Annotated in this window: 11 protein-coding genes; 9 read left to right on the plus strand and 2 right to left on the minus strand. The window is 62.7% G+C overall.

The window, feature by feature from the left end; genetic code table 11:
- The 7 genes from HP499_RS14990 to HP499_RS15020 form a co-directional block, all read left to right on the plus strand.
- Window positions 1-648, plus strand: a 648-nt coding sequence (locus tag HP499_RS14990; RefSeq protein WP_172324970.1) for a MurR/RpiR family transcriptional regulator, incomplete at its 5' end; no start/stop codon positions are given.
- Window positions 649-657: 9 nt separating this feature from the next.
- Window positions 658-1194: a GNAT family N-acetyltransferase gene (locus HP499_RS14995; protein ID WP_172324972.1), complete on the plus strand. Its 537-nt coding sequence runs from the start codon at window positions 658-660 to the stop codon at window positions 1192-1194.
- A 50-nt stretch (window positions 1195-1244) separates the two neighbouring features.
- Entirely contained in the window at window positions 1245-1703 is a 459-nt protein-coding gene (locus tag HP499_RS15000; RefSeq protein ID WP_172324974.1) for a hypothetical protein, read from the plus strand.
- Window positions 1700-2377 carry a hypothetical protein gene (locus HP499_RS15005; RefSeq protein ID WP_172324976.1) on the plus strand — a complete coding sequence of 226 codons (678 nt, stop codon included), beginning with the start codon at window positions 1700-1702 and terminating at the stop codon, window positions 2375-2377. Before HP499_RS15000 ends, HP499_RS15005 begins: the two co-directional genes overlap by 4 nt.
- 80 nt (window positions 2378-2457) lie before the next feature.
- Window positions 2458-3393, plus strand: coding sequence for a polyphosphate kinase 2 (gene ppk2, locus HP499_RS15010; protein ID WP_172324978.1), 936 nt, complete (start codon window positions 2458-2460; stop codon window positions 3391-3393).
- Window positions 3394-3453: 60 nt separating this feature from the next.
- Window positions 3454-3984 (plus strand): RNA polymerase sigma factor, encoded by a 531-nt coding sequence (locus HP499_RS15015; protein ID WP_172324980.1) that lies wholly within the window; start codon window positions 3454-3456, stop codon window positions 3982-3984.
- Window positions 3977-4714 (plus strand): hypothetical protein, encoded by a 738-nt coding sequence (locus HP499_RS15020; RefSeq protein WP_172324982.1) that lies wholly within the window; start codon window positions 3977-3979, stop codon window positions 4712-4714. The genes HP499_RS15015 and HP499_RS15020 overlap by 8 nt, the downstream gene beginning before the upstream one ends.
- Window positions 4715-4763: 49 nt before the next feature.
- Here the strand turns inward: HP499_RS15020 and treS are convergent, their stop codons facing one another.
- Entirely contained in the window at window positions 4764-6959 is a 2196-nt protein-coding gene (gene treS / locus HP499_RS15025; protein ID WP_309138396.1) for a maltose alpha-D-glucosyltransferase, read from the minus strand.
- Between the two features lie 382 nt (window positions 6960-7341).
- Here treS and HP499_RS15030 point away from each other — a divergent pair, with 382 nt between their 5' ends.
- Together HP499_RS15030 and HP499_RS15035 are read left to right on the plus strand one after the other, a co-directional pair.
- Window positions 7342-8331 carry an NAD(P)-dependent oxidoreductase gene (locus HP499_RS15030; RefSeq protein WP_172324986.1) on the plus strand — a complete coding sequence of 330 codons (990 nt, stop codon included), beginning with the start codon at window positions 7342-7344 and terminating at the stop codon, window positions 8329-8331.
- A gap of 197 nt (window positions 8332-8528) precedes the next feature.
- Window positions 8529-9689, plus strand: coding sequence for an LssY C-terminal domain-containing protein (locus HP499_RS15035; protein ID WP_309138397.1), 1161 nt, complete (start codon window positions 8529-8531; stop codon window positions 9687-9689).
- A 372-nt stretch (window positions 9690-10061) separates the two neighbouring features.
- Here the strand turns inward: HP499_RS15035 and HP499_RS15040 are convergent, their stop codons facing one another.
- Complete coding sequence (locus HP499_RS15040; RefSeq protein ID WP_172324988.1) at window positions 10062-10568, minus strand: universal stress protein; 507 nt, start codon at window positions 10566-10568, stop codon at window positions 10062-10064.
- Between the last annotated feature and the right edge of the window lie 54 nt (window positions 10569-10622).

Consider the following 10622-nt stretch of genomic DNA (forward strand, 5'->3'; position numbering starts at 1 on the left):
CGCGAAAGCCTCGCCAACAGCGTGCCGGCGGGGGTCTACGAAGACATCAATACCTCCGATTCGCTGGCTGACATTGTTTCCAAAATCGCGTTCAACGAGACCATGTCCATCGCAGATACAGCCCAAGTGCTCGACGTCGACCATCTTGCCCGGGCCGTGGAGGCCATTTCCGCCGCGCGGAAGACCGACATCTTCGGTGTTGGTGCGGGAGGCCTGGTGGGCCAGGACCTGCAGCAGAAGCTGCACAGGATCGGCCGGACGTCCTTTGCTTGGTCTGACCCGCATGCGGCGCTGGCCTCTGCGGCGCTCCTGGATCACGACGGCGTTGCTGTCGCCGTCTCCCACTCGGGCACCACCGTGGACACGGTCGACTTCCTCAAGGCGGCGAAGGCGGCCGGGGCAACCACTATTGCGGTGACCAACCATGCCGATTCGGCACTGGGGCGGGCGGCTGACATTGTGCTTAACACCGCCGCACGTGAGACCCCCTTCAGGTCCGGGGCCATGGGCAGCCGCATCGCCCAGATGATGGTGGTGGACTGCCTCTTCGTCGGCGTGGCCCAGCATTCCTACGAGGCATCAGTCTCGGCTCTGCAGAAGACACACGCTGCGGTTCAGGGGCGGAAATTGCCCAATCCGCTGAGGTAGGGTCGGGGGATGCTGACGCTTGTTGCCCCGGACGTATCCTTCTACGAGTCATTCATCGAGTCCCACCGCGAATGGGGCGGGACGCACCAGGACGGTGCCGGGCTGTTTGCCGGCGATGACATCAGTACGGCCGAGGGTTTCACTGCATGGGTGGATAGGTTGCTTGCTTCTGAGCATGCCGAAGAAGTGAACGGCATTGTCCCCTGCACTTATCGCTGGATAACCGAGGGCTCCCGGTATGTGGGGGCCATCGCCTTCCGTCATCACCTGACTCCAGCGCTGCTGAACTCAGGCGGGCACATTGGGTACGGTGTCCGCCCTTCCGCCCGCGGCCGTGGCGTGGCAACGTGGGCGCTGCGGGAAATGTGCTCCAGTTTGGCCGCAGGAGGAGGGCCTGATCGCGTGCTCCTGACGTGCGATGACAGTAATGCAGCGTCCGCCAGGACCATCGAGCGTAATGGCGGCCAGCTTGAAGACGTTCGCTTGGATGGGGAAGGCCAGCCCTTCCGTCGCTACTGGATTGAGCCTGCCGCCTCTGGTCAGTAATTTGTCACCCAGGGGTTGACGGGGTGGTGCAGTAGGGGCACCATGGAGGCATGATCAGTCAACCCCGGGGTGACAGTGCGTCGTGGCAAGCCGCTGATTCCCAGTGGCAGCAGGTGCTTACCCATCGTGCAGCCGACGACGGCTCCCGCGAGGCCGCAGCCAAGAGGTTTGCAGAACGCGGTATCACCCCGGAGCAGGTCCGCGCCGTCCTGAACGATGGTGGAGATGCCCTGTACGCTGCAGCCACAAAGGGCAGTCCTGGCTGGGCCGAAGCATTCGGAGGGCCTTTGGCCGTCGCCCTGCTCTCTGCGGAAGTCAGTGCATTTGCCGCACATTTGAATTCCAGGGCGTCCGGGGTGAGGTCAGCGGCTGTTGCCGAACTCCTGGACGAATACAGTGCCGTCACGGTGGCCGGAGAGCTGGGAGTGGCGCGCCAGAAGGTATACGAAATCGCACGGGCAGGTCTTCGTCCGCCCTACATTGAGCAGGTCCCTTGGAGGACACAGTGAATCCGATCGAAGAGAAGGTCCAGCTACCGGACCCGCAAACCCACTTTCTGGTCCATCCCCTCGACTTGCCGGCAGCCCGCAAGGAGTTCCTGCTGGGCTGGTGGTTGGGAGTCTTCGCCACACCCCAGGTCTACACGGCGCTTCTGGCCTTCTTTTGGGCCGTCAGCAACAACTACGTCACACCCGTGCTGGTTCCGCTGGTCCTGGTGGTGGCTGCCGGATGGGTCGGTTCCCGATTCACCCGCGGCGCCTGGGACTACATTCCACGGAAACGGCATGACCGGCAGCGGCCGTTGCCTGGCCTGAGGATCAGCGCAGCGCTCGTCACCTCACTGGCACTCCTTGCCGGGCTGATGGTGTTCATGATCTGGGCCTCCGGGCAGGACTTCGTCCCCGGTTTCAGTGCCTACCCCTTGGGAATGGGCGCGGCCATTGTGCTGATCATGGTCCTGGAACTTGCAGTCAAGCTTGTCCGCGGCAGGACGCTGGAGATTGTTCCCCAGGTCCTGAGCACGGTTGTAGTGGCAATTGCCCTGTGGATGGGATTCCTCCTCCTTCCGGCAGGCGATGCCCCCACCGTCCAGGAGATGCTTCCGGGTGCCGCCATCCTTGTGGGTGTCTGGTTGATCTGGCTGCTTTTCACCAAGGCAGAGTCGCGCCGCAACCACGGCTGATGGGCGGCAGGCCTGTTCATGTTCCCGTCACCAACCATTGTTAGGCTGCCGGGCACCACACAGCTGACCAGGAGGACCGCATGACGGAGGCAAATCCACTATCCACATCACTGGACGATTGGTGGGTCAGGGACAACCTGCGGGAGACCATCGATCACCTGGTGGAACTGGGTTACACCATCAGTGGCGGGCAAGGGGAAGACCCGGACCTGATTGATCCCGGTGGATCCGCAGTGGAGACGTGGAACGAGGATTATCCCTACGAACAGCGGATGACCCGCGACGAATACGAGATCGAAAAATACCGCCTCCAGATCGAGCTGCTGAAATTTCAGTACTGGGGCCAGGACCGCGGTCTGAAGCATGTGATTGTCTTCGAGGGCAGGGACGCCGCCGGCAAAGGCGGAACCATCAAGCGCTTCACGGAGCATCTGGACCCTCGTTCCGCCCGGACTGTGGCGCTCGCCAAGCCTTCGGACCGCGAGCAGGGCCAGTGGTACTTCCAGCGCTATATCCAGCACCTTCCCACGGCCGGCGAGATCGTCATGTTCGACCGATCCTGGTACAACCGGGCCAACGTGGAAAAAGTCATGGGTTTCTGCACCGAGGACGAATATCGCACCTTCATGGGGCAGGCGCCGGTCTTCGAAAAGATGCTGGTTGACGCCGGCATCCACGTAACCAAGTTCTGGTTCTCCGTCACCCGGCAGGAACAGCGCACTCGCTTTGCCATCCGCCAGATCGATCCCGTACGCCGCTGGAAGCTCTCTCCCATGGACCTCGCGTCACTGGACCGCTGGGAGGAATACACCGATGCCAAGGAACAGACATTCCTGCACACGGACTCCGATCACGCGCCGTGGATCACCATCAAGTCCAACGACAAGAAGCGCGCCCGCATCAACGCCATGCGGTACTTCCTGAACCAGTTCGACTATGAGGACAAGGACACCTCGGTGGTCTACGACGCCGACCCCCTGATCCTCCGCCGCGGCCGCGACGCCGTCGGGGACTAACTCGCGGGGCTTTTTCCGGGAATCGGTTACATTTTTCTGATTGCCGGACATTAACGGGGTATGAGCTTGCAAACGGATCAGGGGGACCGTGTGGAGTCGGCCAGGCAAAAGCATTTCCTGGCGGCACACGCGGCGTCCCACGACAAGGTGTACCGCTATTTCCGGCGTCGAACCGATGGTGCATCCACGGCCGAGGACCTCACAGCCGATGTCTTCCGGATTGCGTGGGAAAAGTCCCGACAGGACCAGGAACTCTCGGTGCTTGTGGTGTTTGGCATCGCCCGCAACGTCCTCCGCAATCACTACCGTTCTACCGCCCGCTCCCTGAACCTCACGCAGCAGTTGGAGCGGGAGCGGACCGCTGAGTTGGGACCCGACGACGGCCAGGTGATGGAAGCGCTGGATCGGCTCAAGCCCGAGGAACGGGAGGTCCTTCTCCTGACGTACTGGGACGGCTTCAGTTCCGCCGAGGTTTCCGACCTGCTCGATGTCACCGCCACAGCTGTCAGAATGCGCCTTCACCGGGCGCGGAAAGAGCTCAGCAAACTGCTTCGGACAGACCACATCACGGAGGATCCCAGCAATGCGTAACCACCAAACATCCACCCTGGATCGCCTGACCGCGGCCGATCCCGCCATGAAGGTCACAGAAGATGAACTGGCCCGCAGCCGGGAGAAGAGCCTGGCGGTTACGGCTACCGATGCAGAGCAGCTTTCCGTCGGTGGCTCCGTAGAAAATTCCCACCGGCGGCCGCCCCATGTACGCCGCCTCCGGATGCTGGCCGGTGCAGGATTGGCGGCAGCGGCAGCAGCAGTTGTTGTGGGTGTCGTCCTGACGTCCTCCATGCCGGCTCCCCCCACCGAGCAAGCTGCGCCGGCGGCAACGCAACCCGGCACTGTGCCGGAGGTAGGTTCTTCCGGTCCGCCACTCCCTCCGGTTTTCACAGCAAAGGGTGCAACAGGAGCCAATGAGATTGTCACCGGAAGCAATGGCAGAAAGGCTGCTGTCTCCACTGATCAAGGAGTGAACCTCATCATGGAGGCCCTCCACATGGGAACACTCGGCCTGAGCAGCGGCGGCTGCATAGTCAGCAACCCAGGGGACGGAAAATTCTATGGACTGATCTTCCCCTTCGGCACCAAAGTCAGTGACGAGGGGGTTGTGCTGCCCGACGGCGTGGCGTTCAACATCGGCGATGAATTCTCGTTCGGCGGCGGTGGCACTCCCGAGGGCCTGCCGCCCAACGAGTGCCTCCCATCGGGCGACGGTTTCCTGGTTCAGTCCTGGCGGGATGCCCCGGTTTCGATGCAGCCTGAATAACACCAAAACGCGACGTCGGCACTCACCGTGAGTGCCGACGTCGTGCGTTCTATTCGGCGGACTCTTCCTCCACAACCGGGTCCTTCAGCAACAGCGCCGTGCCTTGGAACGGCCGGAGTTCGAGGAAGAAGCTGCACAGATCATCCACCTGGCCGACGTCCTCGCCGCTGAACAAGTCATGCACGGTGGCTCCGGGCACCAGATGTGAGGACTGGATGCTGCCCGCGATGTCCTGGTCCGAGAAGTTCAGGACCGTTACTTGCAGTGCTCCGTCGGCGAGCTGGTTGACCATCACCAGCAATCCCCGGTTGGAAACGTCCGGCACGTCCAACAAGGTGCTGGTGGCAATGCCCGATTCCTCCCGCACCGTGAGGATCTGCTGGAGGCGGCGTGCGTAGGAGGCTGAATCCTTGAGCTGCTCGGGCAACGAGCCGTAGAGGCTGCGGGCCCTGGCCATGCCGGCCAGGGAGGTCTTCGCTTCGGGGCTGGTGCCCATGAGGTCGTGGGCACCGCGGTTGATCCAGCGGGTATCACCCTGCGAGGTGAGCTCCTTGACGGTCTCGCGGTCCAGGGCCGTGATGCCGGTGAGGTCCCAGCCGGAAAGCGCGAAGACGCCCGGCTGCAGCGCGTTGTACATGGACAACAGCACGTGGGCATCCAGGACCTGGGTTTCCTGCTCCGGGGTGATGGCATCCTGGTCCGTGATACCCAGCGAGGCCATGATGAAGCTGACCGTGGTGCAGGCGATGCCGTTGGTGGTGAACAGCGCGTTGTACGGGCCGTTCTCGCCCGTGAGGCGTTCCCGCAAGGTTTCCTGGACCTTCTCGGCAACTTCGGCCCCGGTCAGTTCTTCACCGCCAAGCTCAAAAATGTCGTCCCTGTGCCCGGCGGCGAAGTGCAGCAGCTCGTACGTCAGTTCGTCGTGGTTCTGGAGGGCGTGGACCAAGGAAGCCTGGTCCACCCCGATCTCCATGGACAGGCGAAGGGTCAGGCGCAGGAACTCGGTGTCGCCGGTGACGAAGGCGTAGTGGTAGGCCGGCCGCGTAATGAAGTCGTAGGAGAGGTCGGGGCCGGATTCCGACTGGGCTTTGATGTCGTCGATGGTGAGGTTGAGCTCCTGGAAGGAGAACCCGCCCACCTTGCGGATCATGGAGCCGATCAGCTGGTTTGCCGCCTCGGACAACGGGTGGCCCTCGGACCAGCCCGGTTCTTCTTCCGCACTCTTTTCCACGCCGAGGAATCCGTTGGCATCGAGCCGCAGTGCACCGGTGCCGAGGTCCAGCAATGAATGCAGGGCATCACCAACCACCAGGCGCATGCCGGCGAAAGTCGGGTCCAGCCAGTTGATGGACGGCTGGCCCGACTTGAAGTAGTGGAGGTAGACCCAGCGGCGGGTTTTGCCGGTGGTGTCAACAATGGGCTTGGTGGCGCTCCAGTTGGTTTCCTTCACACCGGGCTCGTAAAAAATAACCCGCTGCAGCCGCCCGATGATGTAGCCCGCCTTTTGCAGGGCCTCCTCGGCCGCAGGGCTGATGTTGACCGAATCGGCGCCCTCGGGAACGTCCGGGAGCAGGTGCCAATCCTCTTCGGGGATGTCCACCATGTGATAAATCCCGGGGTAGTCCCGGAAGTTCATCTCAGCCAGCCGGAAGTCCGCACCCTTGCCGGTGTGTCCGGGGACAATGTCATCAATGATGGTGCCGCCGTGGTCGTTGGCAACCTCGCACATTTGGCGGAATTCTTCTTCCGTGCCGAACGCGGGGTCGATCGCCATGCTGATCCGGTCAAAGTGCCCGTCCACACTTGGCGTCTGGGACCAGCCGCGAATACCGCCGGCCAGCTTCACAGGGCCGGTGTGCAACCCGCGGATGCCGATCTCGCTGAACGCGTCCCAGAGTGCGGGGTCACCCAGCGCCGAAAGGAAGGACTGGCCGTCTTTGGTGATGAAGGACAGCGGGTAGGCCGTGAACCACACGGGCGCACGCTCTACTGCTGATCTGGGGTTGGGCCTGGCGTACGAGTTCTGCCACATGCTCGCCTGGCCGGAAAGCTGCCGCGCCAAGGTGTTGGCATCGCCCAGCATGGACTGGTTCCGGAGCCAATCCACGTAGGTGGAGTTCAGTCCATCGAATTCCAAGGAAGGGCGGGCCGCGAAGAACTGCCGCCTCCGGGCAATCGGCCGAAGCGCCTTGGGGCGGGCCGGATAAAACTGCTCGTCAAAGGTGATTTCCGCCGGTTCGCTCACGCTTTCATCGGGCGTTATCTGTGGCGTTTCCTCCGAATGATCTTCCGGAGTTCCGCTTGTTTCTGACACGCTCTCGCTGACTGCAGGCTCCCGCACAGTTTGCTCCTTTACGTGGTCGCCGCGTCAACGCCGACCGTCCGAGGGGGTCGTTCAAGAGGTCACGTACCCGGGCTTGCCCGGACTATTCATGCTAGTCACGTTGGCCTGCTGTTTGTCGAACCCGGGAACAAGTAAGTCTCGTTATTATCCGGCGGCTTGACGTTCAGTACTTTGGGGTCAACTGCAGGGAAGCCCGACGGCGGCACCTGGGTGAGTGCCGACGTCGGGCCTACCGATCCATCCTCACCAGCCAGTACCGTGGGCTCGTGGAGATCGGAGAGCTATGAAAATCGTTGTGATCGGCGGCAGCGGCCATATCGGGTCCTTCCTTGTTCCAAGGCTCGTTCGTGCCGGGCATGAGGTCATCGCCATCAGCCGCGGGACGGGCAAGTCCTACACCGACGTGCCCGAGTGGCAGCAGGTCCGCATGGTTTCAGCGGACCGGCAGCAGGAGGACCGGGACGGCAGCTTTGGTGACCGGGTAGCGAAGCTGGGTGCCGACGTCGTGATTGACCTCATTTGCTTCACGCTCGAATCAGCCACTGCGCTGGTAGAGCGCCTTCGCGGCGAAACAGGCCACCTGCTGCATTGCGGCTCCATCTGGCGATACGGCGTCAGCTTGAAGTTGCCTCTTGTTGAAGGGGCTGATTCCGCCCCGGAACCCTCCGCTGCGGAGCCGATTGATGAGTACGGGATCCAGAAGCGTGACATCGCCCGCATGCTCAAGGAAGAGACCGCCTCAGGCGGGTTGGCCACAACATCGATTCACCCGGGGCATATTGTGGGGCCGGGTTGGCAGCCGATCGGGCCCTTGGGCAACCTGGATCCCGGCGTGTGGGAAACGATCGCCGCCGGCCTGCCGCTCCGGGTTCCGGGCAGCGGGACGGAGGTGATGCACCACGTGCACGCCGACGACGTGGCGCAGGCTTTCGAGAAAGCCATCCTGGAGCAGGACGCGGCAGCCGGGGAGGATTTCAACATTGTTGCCCCCACTGCCCTGACCGTGCGGGGTTACGTGAGCATCGCTGCTTCCTGGTTCGGGCAGGAACCCCGTATGGAAACCGTGAGCTGGGAGGAGTTCCGCCGGAGCACCACCGAGGAATCTGCCGACATCAGTTGGGCCCACCTCTCCCGCAATCACTGCATGAGCATCCACAAGGCGACGTCCCTGATCGGCTATGCCCCGCATTATGAACCCGAGCAAGCCGTGCTCGAATCCGTGCGATGGCTCATCGACAACGGCCAACTCAACGTCCCGAAACTGCTGACCTAGGCCTGTACAACGGCCACCCGAGGCCCGAAGCTTAAGGGGCCACAGGGGGAGCTTCATGGATAACTCGCAGCAGGATGTGACGGACAGCCGGCTCGATCACGGGTTCTTCGTCCTCGGCGGCGCCGCCACGGTATGGCTGGCCTTCCTGCTGGGGGGGGGAGAGTTTCCATCTGGGCTGGGGGCAGTTGTGGTTCTCCGTGGTGTTCTGGGCGTTCCTTGCGTACCTGCTGTTGCCCCGGCTGCACCGCATCCTGACCACCATCTACGTTCCGGGCTACTTCATCGGCCGGGCCCGGACCAGCGACGGACTGTTGGGTGACCCCGTCAACGTCGCTTTGCAGGGAGCCGAACCCCAGGTCCACGCGATCATGAGGACCGCCGGCTGGACCATGGCCGACGACGTCACCTTCGCCAGCAGCCGCCGCATCGTCAGTTCCACCATTTTCCGGCAAAGTTACACGGAGGCGCCGGTCAGCCCGCTGTACCTGTTCGACCGGCAACAAGATTTCGCCTACCAACAGGAAGTGAACAACACTCCGGGCAAACGCCACCATGTGCGTTTCTGGCGATGCCCCGAGGGGTGGCTCCTCCCGGGCGGGCATCAGGTGGATTGGCTCGCTGCCGGAACGTATGACCGCAGCGTCGGCTTCTCCCTCTTCACCCTGCAGATCACCCACAAGATTGAGCAGAACACGGACGTGGAGCGGGACCACATCGTTTCCACTGTTTCGGCTGCCGAACCTGCCGTCTCCGTGCACATCATCAAGGACTTCTCCACGGGCTATCACACGCGCAACGGCGGCGGAGACTCCATTTCCACAGACGGCGACTTGCCGATCATCGACGCCCGCCGCGTGCGGGTTCCCTCGGATCAGCCACCCGGCCGGACCGACAGCCGCGACCGGCGGCCGGCGCCCATAGTGACAGGTGCTGTCCTCGTTGCCATCCGCGCCATTGCGGCATTCACCCTGGCCATGACGCTCCTGGCCTCTGGCGGCGACATCGGCCTTGAGGATGTCCCACTGGATGCGGAAACCACGACGACGGTGATCGTCACCATGGCGGTCATCGTCCTGCTCTTCGGGCTCGGCGAGGTTTTCCTGGCGTGGCGGATCCTCCTGGGCAGCAACGGAGCCAGGGTGATTGCCATGGCCCTGAGCTCCATTTCGATCCTGGTGCAGGCCGTTGACTACTCCACCGGGACCGCCAACCTCACCCTCGAAGCGGGCCTCTCCGGCCTGGCCTCTGACATCCTCGTCCTGCTGGCGTTATCCAGCCAACGGGCCAGAGTGTACGCCAAGCGCCAGCGCGTCCCGGCCGTCCCTGCGTCTGTGGTGGTTCGGCGTGTGCCTTCCTGACCTTCTTTGGGTGTTGGTTCCGTCTGACACGCCTTCCTTTGTGGCGTGTTGCTCTGCCTGGAGACCCAAAGTGGGTGGTGAAGGTACGGGCATGAAGCCAGCCACTCCTTGAAGACCGCCCTTCCAAGGCTCGACGACGGCACTCACCCGAGCGCCGCCGTCGTTCCGTCTCCGTGGGATGTGGGAGAGGGATCGCTGGGAGGGCGTGGGATGTGGGAGAGCGTCCGGGGTTAAACAAAAGAGCTCCGGAGTGCGTTATTGGGGGATACGCACTCCGGAGCGGTCTTTGAGCAGGGGCTTTCGCTACCCTGCAGTAATCACTCTACGTTGCGTGGAACCCCTTCGCCACCACCTGGAATAAGTACTTTCGCTTTAGTTTCGATGAGCAGCTTCAGGACGCTTTTTTTGGGGCACAATCAGGACCGGCCTGCGTTGATGATGGCTCAACCACGCAGCCACCGATCCATTGAGAGCCTCGGAAATCCGGTGCCCCAATCCGGGCTCCGGCGTGCCCACAATGATCATCGAAGCGTTGATATCCGAGGCGAGCCGGCCCAACGCCCGTGCCGGATCTCCCGCCAGCAATCGCAAGGTCCACTCAGCCGTTCCACCATCCATGGCTTCCGCAATCACCTTGCCGAGGTCGTCCCGGACAGCTTCGACGTCGGCGTCGTCCTTTTCGGGATGCAGCGACATCCGGTGTGCCTCCCGGGACGGGTCCCACTCCACGAGGTAGCTGGCCTCGTCCACATAGGCGCACACCAACGGCACGCCGAGCCGCTCGGCCAACGTCCGGGCGGTCTGGAGGACCTCCACATGCTGGTCGGGGAGAACCCCCACCACCAAGGGAATGGGTCCGCTGAAATTTTCCGCAGCCATACCCTTATTGTTGCGCCGGGGCGATCCAATGAACAGGCTGTCCGGTGGGTTGGA

This window comes from Paenarthrobacter sp. CM16 (assembly GCF_013179505.1).
Lineage (GTDB): Bacteria > Actinomycetota > Actinomycetes > Actinomycetales > Micrococcaceae > Arthrobacter.

What these genes read in the sequence shown, in the direction of transcription:
- HP499_RS15020 (WP_172324982.1), top strand. Translation starts at nt 3,977, where the DNA reads ATGCGTAACCACCAAACATCCACCCTGGATCGCCTGACCGCGGCCGAT.
- HP499_RS14995 (WP_172324972.1), top strand. Translation starts at nt 658, where the DNA reads ATGCTGACGCTTGTTGCCCCGGACGTATCCTTCTACGAGTCATTCATC.
- HP499_RS15030 (WP_172324986.1), top strand. Translation starts at nt 7,342, where the DNA reads ATGAAAATCGTTGTGATCGGCGGCAGCGGCCATATCGGGTCCTTCCTT.
- HP499_RS15015 (WP_172324980.1), top strand. Translation starts at nt 3,454, where the DNA reads ATGAGCTTGCAAACGGATCAGGGGGACCGTGTGGAGTCGGCCAGGCAA.
- ppk2 (WP_172324978.1), top strand. Translation starts at nt 2,458, where the DNA reads ATGACGGAGGCAAATCCACTATCCACATCACTGGACGATTGGTGGGTC.
- HP499_RS15000 (WP_172324974.1), top strand. Translation starts at nt 1,245, where the DNA reads ATGATCAGTCAACCCCGGGGTGACAGTGCGTCGTGGCAAGCCGCTGAT.
- HP499_RS15040 (WP_172324988.1), bottom strand. Translation starts at nt 10,568, where the DNA reads ATGGCTGCGGAAAATTTCAGCGGACCCATTCCCTTGGTGGTGGGGGTT.